This is a genomic window from Chryseobacterium sp. D764 (assembly GCF_019317325.1).
Classification (GTDB): domain Bacteria; phylum Bacteroidota; class Bacteroidia; order Flavobacteriales; family Weeksellaceae; genus Chryseobacterium.
Genome location: NZ_CP079219.1, coordinates 541,824 through 559,619, shown reverse-complemented (window position 1 = coordinate 559,619; position 17,796 = coordinate 541,824). Strand labels below are relative to the sequence as shown.

The window sequence follows — 17,796 nt, the reverse complement described above, 5'->3', positions numbered from 1 at the left end:
TGACAATATTTTATACACCTCTTTAAATTTATTAATCATGAAAAAACAAATCGTTATCACTGCCCTATCCCTGGGAGCAATCACTATAGGAACCAACCGGGTTCTTGCACAAAATTCTGAGAAGGTTAGTACATCCGTAAATATTATTTTAGCAGACGTTATTGCAATGGACATTGGCACTGATGCGTCAGAAGGTGCTGTAGATTTTAATTATGGGAGCACAAAAGACTATAACTCATCAAAAAATGTGACCGTTCCCAATAGTTTAGTCATTATTTCCTCCAAAAATTTTGATGTAAAAGTAAAATCTGAAGGTACACACTTTGTAAGTGGTGCAAACGTAATTCCTGTAGATATATTACAGGTAAAGGCAATACCAGGTGGAAGTCTGGTGGGGACCCTGAATGAGGTCACTTTATCTACAACTGATCAGGTACTGGTGAGTAATGCAAGTTTAGGTACTAAACAGTCTTTAAATATTGCCTACTCTATTTCGTCGGAAAATGCATCCAAAGTACTTCTGGGGAAACCACAAGGAACTTACACACAAAAAATAACTTATACTGCCACTGCATTGTAAGTAAATATCAATTTTTAAATATAGCCCTCAACACTTAGAAAGTGTTGAGGGCTTTTCTTATTCAAGCAAAATGAATAATCCTGTAGTGATTTTACTACATGAATTTCCGTTTTCCACTACAAAGAAACTTTTATCGCTGCTATAAATTTGCAGTATACAAAAGAACAATTAAATAAAAATAAAATTTAAATATTACTATCATGAAAAAACTAATCGTAATCTCAGCCTTAACTTTTGGAGCAATCATATTAGGAACTAACAATGTTCAAGCTCAAAATACTACAGCAACCACAACGGTAAACATTACCCTTAACGATGTAATCTCTATCGATGCGGGAAGTACTGCAATTGGTAATACGGTTGACTTTAACTATGTTACTGCAGCAGACTATAACTCTGATCAAACAATTACTAAAGCCAACTCTTTAAAAGTTACTTCAACGAAGAACTTTAATGTTAAAGTAAAAGCAGGAGGTGCTAATTTTATGAATGGAACCAACCTGATCCCTGTAAATGTTTTGACTATCAAAGCAGCTACAGCTGCCGGAACAATGGGCGGAACAAAAAGCGCTGTTGTTTTATCTGCAACGGATCAAACTTTAGTATCAAATGCTCCTCTTGGAAGTGCATTAACACTGAATCTGGACTACACCATTCCAGCGGCAAAATCATCTTCTTCTGATATTTTAGGTAAACCAGCAGGAACTTATACACAAACGGTAACTTATACTGCAACAGCTTTATAAATAAATTTTCATATTAATATTTTGTGATTTGGTGTTTCGAAGGCTTCCTCAGGAGGCCTTTGATTTTGTATGTATTGTACCGATATAGATAAAATTCAAAATCCGGGAATAAGTATCTGTCATCTGTAAGGTAGAATCTATGCTTTTGGACATTTAAATCTAATTAATACATCACACCAAACATTCAGTAAATTTTGTGAAAATCTAAAGAAAAATTATAAGCAACGGTAATTTATATCACGACAGCTTTATAATAGAAATAACAGGAATTAGATACGCCCTCAACACTTAGAAAGTATTAAGGGATTTTCTATTTAAACCAATGAGTAATCCTGTAGTGATTTTACTACATGAACTTCCTTTTTCCACTACAAAGAAACTTTTATCGCTGCTATAAATTTGCAGTATACAAAAGAACAATTAAATAAAAATAACAATTAAATATTACTATCATGAAAAAACTAATCGTAATCTCAGCCTTAACTTTTGGAGCAATCATATTAGGAACTAACAATGTTCAAGCTCAAAATACTACAGCAACCACAACGGTAAACATTACCCTGAACGATGTAATCTCCATCGACGCGGGAAGTACAGCAATTGGTAATACGGTTGACTTTAACTATGCTACTGCAGCAGACTATAACTCTGATCAAACAATTACTAAAGCCAACTCCTTAAAAGTTACTTCAACGAAGAACTTTAATGTTAAAGTAAAAGCAGGAGGTGCTAATTTTATGAATGGAACCAACCTGATCCCTGTAAATGTTCTGACTATCAAAGCGGCTACAGCTGCCGGAACCATGGGCGGAACAAAAAGCGCTGTTGTTTTATCTGCAACGGATCAAACCTTAGTATCAAATGCTCCTCTTGGAAGTGCATTAACATTGAACCTGGACTACACTATTCCAGCGGCAAAATCTTCATCTTCTGATATTTTAGGTAAACCAGCCGGAACTTATACTCAAACAGTAACGTATACAGCAACTGCTTTGTAGCAGCTGTAGATTTGTAATGTTCAAAAGAGAACAAGAATAATAATTAAATCTTACTGCCATGACAAAACAAATCGCCATCACAGCCTTAACTTTTGGAGTAGTTATATTTGGAACTAATAATGTTCAAGCTCAAAATACAGCCGCAACCACAACGGTAAATATTACCCTGAACGATGTGATCTCTATAGATGCAGGAAGTACAGCAATTGGTGGTATAGTTGCTTTTAACTATGTTACTGCAGCAGACTATAACTCTGATCAGACGATTACCAAAGTCAACTCCTTAAAAGTTACCTCAACGAAGAATTTTAATGTAAAGGTAAAAGCGGGAGGACCGCATTTCGTCAATGGTTCAAACTCAATCCCTGTAGATGTTTTGACAATCAAGGTTGCAGAAGCTCCCGGAAATATGGGCGGAACCAAAAACGATGTGGTTTTATCTCCAGGAGAAAGAACCTTAGTATCCAATGCTCCTCTCGGAAGTGCATTAACACTGAATCTGGATTACACCATTCCAGCAGCAAAATCCTCATCTTCTGATATTTTAGGTAAACCCGCTGGAACTTATACCCAAACAGTAACATATACTGCGACTACTTTATAAAAAAACACATCAATATATATGCCCTCAGCACTTTCCAGGTATTGAGGGCTTTTTTATTTAAACAAAATGAATAATCCTGTAGTGATTTTACTACATGAACTTCCTTTTTCCACTACAAAGAAACTTTTATCGCTGCTATAAATTTGCAGTATACAAAAGAACAATTAAATATTACTATCATGAAAAAACTAATCGTAATCTCAGCCTTAACTTTTGGAGCAATCATATTAGGAACTAACAATGTTCAAGCTCAAAATACTACAGCAACCACAACGGTAAACATTACCCTGAACGATGTAATCTCCATCGACGCGGGAAGTACAGCAATTGGTAATACGGTTGACTTTAACTATGCTACTGCAGCAGACTATAACTCTGATCAAACAATTACTAAAGCCAACTCTTTAAAAGTTACTTCAACGAAGAACTTTAATGTTAAAGTAAAAGCAGGAGGTGCTAATTTTATGAATGGAACCAACCTGATCCCTGTAAATGTTTTGACTATCAAAGCAGCTACAGCTGCCGGAACAATGGGCGGAACAAAAAGCGCTGTTGTTTTATCTGCAACGGATCAAACTTTAGTATCCAATGCTCCTCTCGGAAGTGCATTAACACTGAATCTGGATTACACCATTCCAGCAGCAAAATCCTCATCTCCTGATATTTTAGGTAAACCGGCCGGAACTTATACACAAACGGTAACTTATACTGCGACTGCTTTATAATAAAAATTTTAGTTTGTAAAGATTCCTTTTGCGATGTTTTCAGTAGTTTTGGGAATCTTTATTATTAAACTATTTACACCATGCACAAGTTTATTCACCTTTTCATTTTCTTTATCTTCACAGGGTCTTCTTCACTTCTGGCACAAAGTATCTCTATGTCGCCTACACGCTTGTTTTTCACAGGTAATCCAGGAGAAAAAGTAACAAAGACAGTCACGCTTCAAAACAGCTCGGATAAAGATTATGTTTTTAATCTCAACTACAAAGATTGGGTTAGAGAAGAAGACGGAAATAAGGTTTATCTTGAAGCAGGCAGTTCAAAAATTTCCAATGCCTCCTGGATATCCACCTTAGAAAACGCGGTAACAGTTCCTGCGAAAAGCACAAAGGAGATTGTAGTGACCATGCAGATCCCGGCAAATGCATCACAGTATGCTGTTACGAACAGTATGCTGTTTTTCACCCAGCTTCCTCAGCAGGCAGATAAGGCACGTGTTCAGAATGGTATTGGTATTATCACCTTATTTGAAGTGGGACTTCACATCTTTTATACTCCACCGGGAAACCATGTAAAAAGTCTGGATATTACCAATATTTCAGAGGTGAGTAATGAGAATGCAGCGAACAGAAAAGTAGCAGTAAGTATCCATAATGATGGAAACACCATCAATGATGCCACCGTTGAGTTTGAACTCACCAACACAGACAGTGGTAAGGAAATAAAATTGCCAGCAATTTCCATCTCCATGCTGCCGGATACCAATCAGGTTGTTCAGTTTTCTTTACCAGAGAAAATTTCAGGGAACTTCCTTGGCGTGGTTATTATCAAAATGGCAGAATCCAATGATTTACGCGTAGGCGAAAAAAACTTTAAATTTTAAAATTAAGTCTTGAAACTACAGAATGGAATATCGATATCAGTCCTAAGAAGAACAATCTTATTTTTTGTATTTGTTCTTCTGCACTTTTCTTTGGCCTCTGCGCAGGAAAAGAAGGATATACAAATCCATTTTGAAAATGACAGTGTAGCTGTAGCTGTTGAGAAAGGTTCTACTTTTACTAATTTCCTGGTCGTTGAGAATAAAAGTTCTGAAGAGATTATCATTCAGAATATCATACCTAATGAAAAATATCCGGGATTGCTTTTCTATCCCAAAAATGAATTTACCTTAGGTGCAGGTCAGTCTAAAAATCTTCCTGTGAAACTGATCGCCAACGTGGATTTTATGAAACTGAGATCCAATGAAATCAAATTCCAGGTTTCGTACACCAGCCCAACGGTTACCAAAACTGAAAGCGCCTCATTCTTCGTTGCTAAAGACGAGAACAAAAACATCGCAATTTATACCGCCACCTACGAAAATTTCATTAACCCTGCTGTGCCCCAATCCTCAATTCTGCTGACAGTAGAAAACCAAGGTTATAGTAAAAGAACCGTTAAGATTGATTTGCAATCCATTCCTGATGGTTTGGAAATGATGCCAAAACAACAAACCGTATCTCTGGAAGGTTTAGAAAAACAAACGGTTGAAATCAAAATTGCAGTCAGAAAACAGAATACACTTTATCCGGAATTTAATATTAATGCAATTGTCACAGACCTGCTTGATAATAAAATCGTGGGAAGCAACACACTCTATTTAGTCATTTTATCGCACAACAGACAAATTGCCAGAGGAAACGAAGCGGTGAGCGGAAGTAATTTTGCAGAAATTAGCTATAATGAAAACAGTTCAGGTTTCAACTATCTTCAATTAAGGGGAAATACAGCATTTCGGGTGACTGAGAATTTGAAATCGCGCTTCAATATTGGTGCAGATTACTATGTTGAAGACGGTCGTTATAATCTGTATGATACGTGGCTGGAACTGGAGAGAAAAAATACGGTGTTAAGGGTGGGAAATGTTAATAGCAGCGATTATGATTATCCGGTTTTCGGAAGAGGCGGGAAAGTTTCTACCAAATTTGGTAAAAATAATCAGATTGAAATTCTTGCGCTGGAAAATAATTATAATCTGTACGGTACTTATTTCCAACAAACAGAAGGATCTACCATTATGGGCGCAAAATATGCTTTTGGGAATGCTAAATCTTTCAATGGGAAAGTGTCTTATATATTCGATCATGATCCGCGCCTTAACATAGATACACAGGTAGCGAACGCGGTAACGTCATTTTTAATTAATGATAAAAACACAATCCGCACGGAGGTTGGTCTGAGCCACGAAAAAGGCCTTTTGAACAAAGATGAAAACGCAGGCGCTTCAATGGGAGCCAATTACGATGGGAAAATAGGGAACTGGGATATACAATCTGTCAATTCCTTTGCTACCAAAAGTTATGCAGGGATCAAACGGGGATCTTTTTTCTCAAATCAGAGGATTGGCCGCCAATTTTCTGCTTCTCAGCGCGCTTTTATACAATATCAGAATTCGCAGATAGAGCCCGAGTTCCTGAGTTTCCAGGGTGCATCAACCCAACCTGGGAATACCTCTAATTTACGTTATTATTTCAACAGTACAGAAGCTTTGGGATTAGGTTATCAGTTTTCTTTAAAGAAGTGGAATTTTTTACTTTCTCCAAAGGTTGAAAATCAAAAAACAGCTAATTTTTACACATCGCAGGAACTTTTTTCATACCGGCTGGAAGCCAATATCAGCACTACATTAGGTGCCCACGGATTGAACCTGACGGCGGAATATTCTTATTCAAAAGAGAACAATAAACCGGACTGGTTCAACAGTTTGAAAACAACTTTATCTTACAGATATAAATCATTCTCCCTCAACGGAACAGCCCAATGGAACGCAACAAGTGTCTTTGATTTAAATTCTTATTATGATGTAAGCCGTAATTTTGCCAACTATAATGTATATGCCTCGTATAATTTCCAGATGCTTAATCATAATCTGACTGGATCTTTTTCAGCCGGAGCCTTCTATTCGGAACTTTATAAAAATTTAAACAGCAATATCACCGGTAATCTGGAATATAAGATTTCGTCTTCATGGTCTACCACAGGTTATTTTAATCTTTCCGGTTATAAATCTACGGCTGAATATGCAACCAGTGGCAGTTATTACCAGTTTAGAGTGGGGATTAAAAAATATTTTGCCACAGCTACGACTCTTGGAAATCATAAAGTGACGTTCCAGTTCTTTGAAGATAAAAATTTCAATGGGCTTCTGGAGTCCGGCGAATCGGTACTTGCTAATGAAATTGTAAAACTGGACAATTATGTAGCGATGACGGATAAGAATGGAAAAGTAGTTTTTCAGAATGTGCCTGAAGGTACTTATACACTGAAGGTGAACGAAAGTGCAGGTGCCCGATTGATGATGGATCCTGTCATTATGGTACATAATAATATTAACCGCAAAGTGAGCTTGGTAAAAAACATCAGGGTAAGTGGGAAATTAACGGAGATCAAGCAAGCCTACGATGTTTTGGAAACAGATGTAACCGGAATAGTGGTATATGCAAAAAGTGAAGATGGGGTGATCTATACTGCCGTGGTTAACCAAAAAAATGAGTTTGAGTTTTTCCTGAAAGATGGAAAATACAGTCTCTATATTGAAAATGACAAATACAGCTATACACAACCCACCCAAACTATTCAGGTGACAAAAGAAGGGTATTCAAAAACCGTAGTTTTTGAATATAAGAAGAAAGACACCACTATTAAGGTGAAAAAGTTTTAAATTTAAAAGTATGAAAAAGATGAGGGCTTTTCTAATAGGAATTTTTACCATGTTCTGTGGGTTTGCAGCCACGAAAGCTCAGGATGTGTATCTGTCGGTTCCTGATAATAATATTTTTAACAGGACCGAATTTACCTCAGTACCTACAAGAGTAATGACGAACGCTAACAGAACAAACTGGGATTATGCCTTTTTGGGGCTACTCCCAACAGCTCCTACATTTACCTCTGTTTCAGGACCAACTTTTACTCACTCTTCTTCCTCATTTACTTTGCCCAGTTCCACTCTTCTATGGCAGTTAGAAAGTATGGGCGGGCAGCTGCCATATACTGGACTTTCAGGTTATTTACCAGGTTTTCAGTCGTTCAGTACAAGCGCTATAAAATGGTTTGAACCGCCATCACTAAGTATCGGGGGAGGATTCAACCGGGGAAATATCAATTTTACATTTAAAATTCCTGCCTCACAATTTACTGCTAATGCCTTCCGGGCCGGGAATTACTCCATGGATATCACTCAGAATTATAATGACTTTACACCACGTAATTTTAAAACAATTTTAGTCATTCCTCCATCTATGCGTTGGGTCACAAATTCTTTAACAAAATACATAGAAATATCTTCTTTGAATGACTACCGCAATACTAGCACGCGGGTGTGGGATTTGGGGAATACGGAAATCGCACATACGGTTGACTTTAATTTTTGGGCGAAAGCTGCTTCTACAAACATTCAGTTCACTTCTTCTAAAGGTGTTCCAGGAACCAGAAATATAGCAAGCATTAAATTGGGTAGTAATGGATCTGCACTCACGACCAAAGCCTTATCTGCCGATTTTCAGAATTTTTCCGCAGCTAATTTCAGTGTTGTGGCGGGAAACAGAAACAGCTTTATTCCAGAGCTTTATGTTTCTTCGGATGATTTTAAAAACCTTTTTTTTGAAGCTGGAACTTATACGTTTGAATTGAACTTCAATGCCAGAAGTACAGATAACTCAATTAACAGTTTGCAAAATACGGCTGTTCAGTTAAAGGTGCTTCCTCTGTCGGAGATCACCATCCCCAGTTCCGGACGCAATGTAAATTTCAATTTTAATACCGCTGCCCAATACACCGATGGTCAGTCACAAATGATTCCAAACCAAATTATGCTGTCCAATAATGAAAATTTTGAGCTCTATGTAAAATCGGACGAAAATTATTTCAAGAAAGGCGGTCTGCAGACCAGCATCAATTCCAACATATTACAAATTGGTATAGACGGAAGTTCTGTAAATGCTCCCTTATCCAAAACTCCTCAAAAAATACTGTTTAATGGAGCACCGGTTTTGGACCGGGGACTGAATGTAAGATATACCATATCACCTGCGGGTGCCCAAAGTTTGGTAGGTAAGGAAAATACCACCTACTCTATCAATGTTTATTATAGCTTCACGGCAATTTAACGATACTTTCTAAAAAAAACCTTCCTTATGGACCACATTAATGGCAATGATCAATCGCGGAATCAGCACTATATTGATAAATTAAGTGCATTCGAAAAAAAACATACCGATGTTTTTGATTTCTTAGTATTCGCGGCGGCCAAGATGACCAACATGGAGCTTTGCACCATGAGCATTACCTCGGAAGGGCAAGTTTACGTTCTCGCTTCCAGTGATGCATCCCCCAATCAGGTCTATCCCCAGAATCCTCACTTTCTTTTGAATGACCAGACTTCGGTTTATGAGTCTAAGAACTCGGAATTTAAATTTCATAGAAGTTATCCCATCCCCGGTCGTGAGGACAATCTGATCACTCATTTAAATTTATTTGACAGGGAAGAGAAAAATTTAGATAAAGCAGAGGAAGAGTTGGTCAACAAGATATTGAACCAAGCGGCAAAATGTCATTTGGATAAAGAAAGAGAACTGGCAGAAAAAGCCTATGTTTTAAAATCAGAGTTTGTGGCCAATATGAGTCATGAGATAAGAACCCCATTAAATGGTATTATCGGTTTTACAGAGCTCCTTATGGAAACCAATCTGGACGAAATGCAAAGACAATACCTGGAAATCATCAACCAATCCGGTGTATCCTTATACAGCATCATCAACGATATTTTGGACTTCTCAAAATTAGAAAAGCAAAAACTTAAGCTAAATCTCGACAAAGTAGAGATTGAAGAACTGGTTTCAGAAGCCTTCAATATTGTTGCGTACAGTAATACTAAAAAGCAAGTAGAAATGCTCATCGATATTGATGACACCATACCTAGATATATATGGACTGATGAGATGCGCTTAAAACAGGTTTTTGTCAACCTTTTGAGCAACGCTTTAAAATTTACCGAGGAAGGCGAGATTGTTTCATATGTCAAAGTTTTAGATGATTTAGGAGAAGGAAAAAAACGAATCCGATTTGGAGTTCGCGATACAGGCATTGGAATCAGCAGCGAAAAACAGGCTGAAATTTTCAACCCTTTTTCACAGGGAGATGGCAGTATTACTAAAAGATATGGAGGGACTGGCATGGGACTCACCATTTCGAACCAAATCTTGGCACTTGCCGACAGTATATTACAAGTCGAAAGCGATCAGGGAAAGGGCAGCGACTTTTTCTTTGATATTCTGTTCGACACTGAGGAAGAGGAATATGATTTAAACTTAAGTGATATTAAGAGAGTTTTGATTGTGGACGATAATGAAAACAATCGGAAAATCCTGAAAAGGATGCTGGAACGAAAAAATATCGAAGTAACGGAATGCGATAGCGGGTTGAAGGCTTTGCTATTGATTATGAACAAGTCCAAATTCGATGTGATTATTATGGATTATCATATGCCGATTATGGATGGCATTGAAACCATAAGAAAAATGAAAAATATTATTCCCGACGCCAACCATGTAGTGCCGTATGTTGTTTTGTACAGCTCGTCCGATGATACTAATTTGCAGGCTGCATGTGACGAATTAGAAATAGAAAATCGGCTTGTAAAACCAATTCGTATGAAACAGATGTACCAGATTTTATCCACCTTAAAGAGTTCTGAAAAGAAAAAACCGGATCAAATAAAAAATGCAGCAAATGAAGTGAGCATGCGCGAAATAAAAATTTTAATTGCTGAGGATAATCCTATTAATTTACTTCTTATCAAAACTTATTTAAAGGAGATTATTCCTCAAGCTTTAATCATCGAGGCAAAAGATGGTACTGAAGCGGTTGAAAAACACCAAAAAGAGAGTCCTGATCTTATTTTAATGGATATTCAGATGCCTCATCTCAATGGTATTGAAGCAACCAAAGAAATAAGAGCCTTGGAAAAAAACATCGAAATACCTATTATTGCAGTAACAGCAGGGAGTCTGCCTGGTGATAAAGAAAAATGTCTGCAAGCCGGAATGTCAGATTTTTTAACCAAACCCTTATTAAAGCAAACCCTGTCTGATATGATTCAAAAATGGTTTGGTACGGAAATCGAAAAAGAATAAATAATAAACTATGCTTAAAAAAATACCTGAATAGTTTTTTTTAAGCTTTGATACAGAATTTATGAATGACCTTAGCAACGAACTACAATTAAAAATTGAAAAACTGGAAAATGAAATCAGTTTTAAAAACGGACTGATCTCGATATTATCTCACGATTCAAAGGAAATGTTTGGAAATTTTCTGTGGCTTATAGAAGCGGTAGAAGAAAAGACTATAAGTGAGGAAGATTTTTTTAAGTTGTTGCCGCAGTTAAAATGCGATGCCCAAAAGAATCTGCAAACCATTCAGGACAGCACCTCTTGGTTAAAAACGCAATATGGGGAATTTAAGATTAAACCTGAGAAAATCATGATGATGGATCTTTTTCACCATTTTGAAGAAAAATATGCACTTAAATTAAAAGAAAAAAATATTAAATTTCACTTTAAAGGAGATCCCAATGCATTTGTTACAACCGATCGTTTGTTGCTGCAATATGTTTTAGACAAAATTCTCAATAATGCAGTGAAATACTCTTTTTCCGGGAATGACATTCACTTGCAGGAAGTTACGGATGATCGTCAGGTGATAATTTCTGTGAGCGACTTCGGAACGGGAATGGATGAAAAATATTTATCTGAAATCTTCACTTATGGTAACCCCCTATTCCTTGGTACTGCTGGTGAGAAAGGAGTTGGATTAAGTTTGAAAATTGTGAAAAATTTTGTATCCTTGATGCATGGAAACATTCAAATCACTTCCGCTGAAAATAAAGGCACCACTGTTTCCCTCTTTGTACGTAAATTTATAGAATAATGGGTTTAAAAGTAAACGTTCGTATTATTGTAGCAGACGATCACGGTATCGTCCGGATGGGTTTAATACAAACCATACAACGCCTCTGGCCTGATGCTACAATCATTGAAGTAGAGGATTTTAAATCACTGTACAAAGTCATTCTGAAGGAAGAACTGGATCTGGCTATCATGGACGTCAATATGCCTAATGGTTCTGTTCAGGAAGCCATTGACTACATAAAAATGCACCAACCCAACTTAAAAATTCTTATATTTTCTTCTCAAGATGAAGAGGTGTATGCAATGCGCTATCTAAAGATGGGTGCCGGTGGCTATTTAAGTAAACAAAGCTCCAATGCAGTAGTTGAAACTGCTTTGACGGCAATGCTCAATACTGGCCGGTTTGCGAGTGACCACGTAAAAGAAGCGATGTTTTTAGAATCGATAAATGGCACTACAAAAAACTCACCCTTCGAAGCGCTGTCAGACCGCGAATTGCAAATTGCCAATAAACTGGCTGAAGGTCTTCCTCTCAAAGAAATTTCTAATCAACTTAATCTCCATTCATCTACGATCAGTACTTACAAAAACAGGCTGTTTGAGAAACTGAAAATACGATCCATACCCGAATTGGTGGAGATTCTTAGGCTGTATAATCATTAAAAATTCTATAATTTCCACTTTATCATCCCGGGGAATCGTGGGATCTTGTACATCTTAACAAGATCCTACACTCCGCTAGCTTCAGGAGATGTTCCGCGAAATCACTTTGTATGGACAAAACAGAAGGTTGGCAGATCAACAGAAGCCAAACTCACAAATTCCCCGTGCTATCAGATATATTTTTTTCTGAATCAAACAACCTTTGAAGAAAGAGTGTTCTGAAAGATTTTTAAGGTAGAGGTTCAGTATTTTAGCTTCGTGAGTATTGTCTAATGCCTTGTGTCATTTAGATCAGGTTTTCATATATTTTTTCGTGACCCCATTGCTAAGCAGTTCAAGTATCAATTCTGGAGAATAAATCTGATAAGTAATTTCATTTCCCTGCATGTTCTTCCTCAAAATTAAATGAAATCAAAGTTATTATTATTTTAATCAAATAAAGAATCACATCATACCATAGTATCAATTATTTAAACTATTGATTTCGGTATCACTCCAATTTTTAAAATCCAACCAAATAGAACGTTAAAATTCGTTAATTTAAACCCGTATATAATAATTATTCGTGAGATTTGTTGTGAACATAAAAAATATTAGTATGAAAAATTTAAAAAAGCTTAAAAAAGCAGAATTAAAAACAATTGTTGGCGGAGCAGGTTGTACCAGACTATGTTTTATAAATGATAAATTAACATGCGTTCCGTATAATTCATGTGGTGGCCCTGGACTTGAGCCATAAAAAAATTAATAACCTGTTTTTCAAAAACATATTTCTAGAATATTTTCAATACTAGTAAAATATCTGTTTGAAAAACAGGTTATCTTATACAAAAATATCTATACACACCTAAGAATTAAGAACCAGCCTAACCATATATGAATCCGTTCTTTCATAGGTACGTCCCATGCTCCCAGTTCTCCTACAAATCCCCTTTCATAATGAGCAGCGAACCATGTGGAAACAGTAAACTGTATTTGTTTGCATGATGGTCTTTTTTCTCATAGTTACAGGGCTTACCACTAAAAATTTTATCAGCTATTGCCAAATCGGCAAGATATCCACAATTTTATTATAATTTAATTGTGTTTAACACGCATAGGATAAAACAATAAAACAGCATATCATTAAACGGTAAAAAAATATATTGTGATAAAATTTCTCACTATTTTAAACCGTTTAACCAGATGTTTGAAAAATTATATTTTTATCAGTATGAAAAACCATAAGTTGACAGCACTTTTAATTATTATAACGATACTCTTTTCTTGTAAGGCTGAAAAGAAAGCGAACATTAGTTCTGTTTTCAATAATTCAGGTTTTGACAATAGCAATATTGATTCTACTAAAAATCCATGTATTGATTTTGATGGCTTTGCTAATGGTAACTGGAAGAAGAAAAACCCTCTTCCTGCTACTGAAAGCAGATGGGGTGCTTTCGAAATTCTTGATCGGGACAACAAAGTGAAACTGAAAAATATTGTAGATAGCATAAGTAAATTACCTAATCTCAAATTAGGTTCAGAATCTCAACAGATAGCTGATTTTTACAGATCTTACATGGATACTGCTTCCATAGAAAAGTTAGGACTTTCACCTCTTGACAGCTATTTTGAACGAATTGATCATATTAAAGATTATACCGATTGGGTAAACTTCTCCGGGGAACTTCAAAAGCTTGGTGTACCAACTTTTATCAGTTATAAGGTGGAAGCCGATGCTCATAATAATCAAATGAATATACTTTCGTTAGGGCAAGGCGGATTAACTTTGGGTGATAAAAGCTATTATGCACTAGAAGAATCTAAAAATGCCAACTTAAAAGACAGAATGATCCAGCACATCGACATTATGTATAAAAGCGCAGGCCTTAAAGTTGTTTCCCCTGGTTCCAAAATTTACGAATTGGAGCAAAACGTGGCTCGTCTGCAGCTATCTAGTCTGATGTTGCGCGATCAGATAAGAACCTATAATAAGATATCTGTCACAGAGCTCAGCCACATAGCATCACAATTTAATTGGAACGGGTTTTTAAAAGCACAAGGAATTAATACCCAAACTGTTATTATTGAAGACCGGGCTTATATGAGCAATTTAACAACTCTCCTGCATAAAACACCATTAACTGTACTGAAATTATATACCCAGTGGCAGCTTTTATCTCATTTTGCACCTTACCTGCCACAGAAATACAGCAACCCTCACTTTGCTTTTTTCGGAACAGTAATGGCTGGAAAAAAAGAACAAAAAAGCCGCATAGACACGGCAATTAAAGAGTTAGAGCAAGCACTGGGCATGCCTTTAGGTAAGCTTTTTGTTCAAAGATATTTCCTTGAACAAGATAAACAAAAGATAGGTGAAATGATTGAAAATGTGCGCTGGGTTTATCATCAGCGTATAGACAGCTTACACTGGATGAGTAATAGCACCAAAGCGTTGGCACACAAAAAATTAAAGACAATGACTTTCAAGATCGGATATCCGGAAAAATGGCCCGACTATTTCGGTATCTCCATACAACCATTACGTTTGATAGATAATATCATTTCTGTTGCAGCTTTTCATCATAACGAAAGCATCAATAAAATTGATAAACCAGTAGATAAAAGCGAATGGCATGCGACACCACAGACTGTTGATGCATTTTACGATCAATATACTAACAGTGCTTGTTTCCCAGCTGGTATCCTGCAGCCACCTTTTTATAATCATGAAGCAGATGATGCTATAAATTATGGTGCCATAATCGCGGCGATAGGACATGAAATAACCCATGCTTTTGATGACAGAGGTTCGAAATTCGATGCTTCAGGTAATTTAAATAACTGGTGGACATCAATAGACAGACATAATTTTGAAAACCTCACAAAAGAATACATTGATTATTTTAACCAAATGGAAGCCCAGCCAGGAGTACACATTAACGGACAGCTCACTATAAGCGAAAATATAGCAGATCTTGGTGGACTTACTCTGGCCTATCATGCACTTGAAAAAAGTTATGATAAAAAAAAGCAACCTGCATCTATTAACGGTTTCACCTGGCAGCAACGTTTCTTTTTAGGGTGGGCACAAATGTGGCATGGCAACATCAGTCCTGAAGCTCTACGTAATGAACTATTAACCAACCCTCATGTACCTTTCAGATTTAGGATAAACGGCCCCCTGACACAATTAAGAGAATTTAAACAAGCATGGAACTGTAGTAAAAAAGATTCGGCCAATTTGAATATTAAAGGGGTAGAAATTTGGTGAACTTATAATTTATCAACAAAGGTTTAACTATTTTTTCGACATGCAAAGTCAGTACACTTATTTAGCCATCAGTTTACATTTCTGGTCATGGTTTCAACTTTCATTCCGTTTAAGTTTTGGATCTGCTATGTTTATAAGATCTGTATCTGTAACCGCCTGAATATCGTATTATTAAAATCTGAAATTCAGGAATAAATCCGCTCCAAAATCATTAAGAACCCTTTACCCGTTGTACTCAAAATAAATTCAAATCCGTCTAAATGTAAATCAATAAAATCCGGTTTATCATTCTTTTAAAGGAGAAAAAACTACAATTAAAAGAAAAATCCCCGGATCTCTCCGGGGATAAAAACTTATAATAAAAATTTTATTAACATTTCAAAATTAATAAATCTCCATTAATTGAATTATGATTAAAATCATAAAAAAACCTCCCGTGTCAATAGGGAGGTAAAAGTTCAAAATGAATTATAAGTTATAATGATGTGGTGTTAAATAAAGTATCTCTTAAAAACTCTTTTTAATCAATAACAATGCATATGCCATAAACTTACTGTTTAATGAAATCGTTCTTTTTGTGGTACATTTTTCTTTTAACGTAAAAATCCCCGGAAACCGAGGACATTAAAAAAACTTGACTTGTACTTTTAGTTTATACAAACTCCGTAAATATACGGAGAGGCTGTAGTCATAACTCTACGGGAAACCGTAATGATTGATTTTGAATTGTTTGTATATTCGGAACTTAACAAAAAAATAATAATTATGACAATCGATTTTACAGTTGAAACATGGAATAACCTAGATGGAATGTTTGCTATTCTAATCACAAAAAAGGAACCTGGCAAACACATGATTCAAGTTTTCAAAAAGGACCAAGATGAAAGTTATTACCCTATTGATATTAGCATAAAAGACAAAGGAGCAACTGTATTGTTGTCAATTAATAGAGACCCGTTTGAGGGATACGTTGTGTTAAGATAAAAAGATCCCCACTGTTAAGTGGGGAATTTTTATTTTATAATTGTCCCCCATTAATAAATCAGCTATGATAACTGTCACTTATATTTAATTGTTCTAAATAGTATTAATTATTAAGTTTGTAGTAGTTAAAAAAAGCTTATACCATGAAAATTAAAATTCCTTTTAAGGCTATTGCTTGTTCAATAGTTATAATGTCGTTTATGAATTCTTGTGAACAAGATAATACTGAAAACACTCAAGAAACTCGTTCAAAATCTCAAAATGAAGAACGTAAAGTTGAACCCGCTATTGTAAACGGCAAATCTGTTTTAAAGGTTACTTTTGGAAAAGAAGTAAAGTATGTAGACACTTATTTGATTAAAGAAACAAATATTATGCTTTCAAATTCAAATAATCAACTTACAGTTAAGAAATTAAATAATAGTACCTCAAATACATCTAAAAGCGTTCCCCAAATATATATTTTAAATGAAAATTATCTAGGCGATGGATATATGATATATGCTTGTAAAGGGGAAGTCTATAGCATTGAAGTTGTTGACGATAATGGCAAGTTATGGATCAAATCAGGACAAGTCTCTTATACAGCAACATCGATAGCTCTAGAGGGGCTTAGTAATCATGATATGGCATACTTTCAATGTTTAATGGATCATGACCTTAACGGGGTTATAATTGTTAATTAGAAATAATTGAATCAAAATTTTCCCCACCTTACAGTGGGGGATTGTTTATTTTGTGAAGAACAAATCAGCTTCTGCCTTTCTTCTTCGGATAAGCCCGTTTAAAACTTTTCCTCCGGCGGTAATATATCGTTTTGTAAACCAATCTTTAATTTCTGAATCCGTTGCTCTTCTATTGATCAGAAAAAACAAAGTCTCAGATCCTCCGGTGTTATAAGCATGAGAAACTAAAGCATCAAACTGATTCTGATTAAGTGTTATTTTCACTTTTGAGTTCACTATTTTTTCATAAGTTGGCAAAACTGCAGCGAATAGCTCTGCTCCTTTTTCTTTTGTGATTGTCGGATCTTTCATGGTTACTTTCTTTCCTCCAGGATAGTAAGTGTTACCATACCCTATCGTCGGAATTCCTGCAGAATCCAGATAAGGCTTAGCGCTGAAGCCTTCAAATGATACAATCAGGTTGATTCCTTTTTGTGATGTTTTCATGTATTTAGTTTTATGTATTGCTCAGCAAAATTAAAATTGTAAATCCCAAAATAGTGAGGAAAAACACCTGTTTTTATAAAGTGTTATTATTATTTTCTTTTAAGTGCTGACTTTCTTTTTTATG

16 protein-coding genes are annotated in these 17,796 nt (G+C 35.9%); 15 read left to right on the top strand and 1 reads right to left on the bottom strand.

Going from position 1 to position 17,796, the window contains the following annotated elements; all coding sequences use genetic code 11:
- The first annotated feature begins 37 nt into the window (after positions 1 to 37).
- From KYG33_RS02420 to KYG33_RS02350, 15 genes are all read left to right on the top strand, one after another.
- Complete coding sequence (locus KYG33_RS02420; protein ID WP_219072601.1) at positions 38 to 580, top strand: peptidoglycan-binding protein LysM; 543 nt, start codon at positions 38 to 40, stop codon at positions 578 to 580.
- 200 nt (positions 581 to 780) lie between these two features.
- On the top strand, positions 781 to 1,326 hold the full coding sequence (locus KYG33_RS02415; protein ID WP_077414286.1) for a peptidoglycan-binding protein LysM: 546 nt from the start codon (positions 781 to 783) through the stop codon (positions 1,324 to 1,326).
- Between the two features lie 452 nt (positions 1,327 to 1,778).
- Positions 1,779 to 2,324 carry a peptidoglycan-binding protein LysM gene (locus KYG33_RS02410; RefSeq protein WP_213278759.1) on the top strand — a complete coding sequence of 182 codons (546 nt, stop codon included), beginning with the start codon at positions 1,779 to 1,781 and terminating at the stop codon, positions 2,322 to 2,324.
- Between the two features lie 58 nt (positions 2,325 to 2,382).
- A complete protein-coding gene (locus KYG33_RS02405; protein ID WP_077414289.1) occupies positions 2,383 to 2,928 on the top strand; it encodes a peptidoglycan-binding protein LysM in 546 nt (181 codons plus the stop codon).
- Between the two features lie 179 nt (positions 2,929 to 3,107).
- Positions 3,108 to 3,653, top strand: coding sequence for a peptidoglycan-binding protein LysM (locus KYG33_RS02400; protein ID WP_077414292.1), 546 nt, complete (start codon positions 3,108 to 3,110; stop codon positions 3,651 to 3,653).
- A gap of 80 nt (positions 3,654 to 3,733) precedes the next feature.
- Positions 3,734 to 4,534, top strand: a complete 801-nt coding sequence (locus KYG33_RS02395; RefSeq protein ID WP_257468894.1) for an Fn3-like domain-containing protein — start codon at positions 3,734 to 3,736, stop codon at positions 4,532 to 4,534.
- Between the two features lie 9 nt (positions 4,535 to 4,543).
- Complete coding sequence (locus KYG33_RS02390; protein ID WP_232538920.1) at positions 4,544 to 7,354, top strand: hypothetical protein; 2,811 nt, start codon at positions 4,544 to 4,546, stop codon at positions 7,352 to 7,354.
- 10 nt (positions 7,355 to 7,364) lie between these two features.
- The gene (locus KYG33_RS02385) at positions 7,365 to 8,798 is read left to right on the top strand and encodes a hypothetical protein (protein ID WP_180563540.1); all 1,434 of its coding nucleotides are present in this window, start codon (positions 7,365 to 7,367) and stop codon (positions 8,796 to 8,798) included.
- Between the two features lie 27 nt (positions 8,799 to 8,825).
- A complete protein-coding gene (locus KYG33_RS02380; protein WP_180563539.1) occupies positions 8,826 to 10,823 on the top strand; it encodes a response regulator in 1,998 nt (665 codons plus the stop codon).
- Positions 10,824 to 10,989: 166 nt separating this feature from the next.
- Positions 10,990 to 11,619: a sensor histidine kinase gene (locus tag KYG33_RS02375; RefSeq protein WP_228408666.1), complete on the top strand. Its 630-nt coding sequence runs from the start codon at positions 10,990 to 10,992 to the stop codon at positions 11,617 to 11,619.
- Positions 11,619 to 12,263, top strand: coding sequence for a response regulator transcription factor (locus tag KYG33_RS02370; protein ID WP_180563538.1), 645 nt, complete (start codon positions 11,619 to 11,621; stop codon positions 12,261 to 12,263). Before KYG33_RS02375 ends, KYG33_RS02370 begins: the two co-directional genes overlap by 1 nt.
- 598 nt (positions 12,264 to 12,861) lie before the next feature.
- On the top strand, positions 12,862 to 13,002 hold the full coding sequence (locus KYG33_RS02365; RefSeq protein WP_175627203.1) for a bacteriocin-like protein: 141 nt from the start codon (positions 12,862 to 12,864) through the stop codon (positions 13,000 to 13,002).
- A gap of 474 nt (positions 13,003 to 13,476) precedes the next feature.
- Positions 13,477 to 15,516, top strand: a complete 2,040-nt coding sequence (locus KYG33_RS02360; RefSeq protein WP_180563537.1) for a M13 family metallopeptidase — start codon at positions 13,477 to 13,479, stop codon at positions 15,514 to 15,516.
- Between the two features lie 765 nt (positions 15,517 to 16,281).
- Positions 16,282 to 16,500 (top strand): hypothetical protein, encoded by a 219-nt coding sequence (locus KYG33_RS02355; RefSeq protein ID WP_077414311.1) that lies wholly within the window; start codon positions 16,282 to 16,284, stop codon positions 16,498 to 16,500.
- A 143-nt stretch (positions 16,501 to 16,643) separates the two neighbouring features.
- On the top strand, positions 16,644 to 17,186 hold the full coding sequence (locus tag KYG33_RS02350) for a hypothetical protein (RefSeq protein ID WP_077414314.1): 543 nt from the start codon (positions 16,644 to 16,646) through the stop codon (positions 17,184 to 17,186).
- A gap of 45 nt (positions 17,187 to 17,231) precedes the next feature.
- Here KYG33_RS02350 and KYG33_RS02345 read toward each other — a convergent pair whose 3' ends face one another.
- Entirely contained in the window at positions 17,232 to 17,672 is a 441-nt protein-coding gene (locus KYG33_RS02345; protein WP_077414316.1) for a lysozyme, read from the bottom strand.
- Positions 17,673 to 17,796 lie beyond the last annotated feature (124 nt).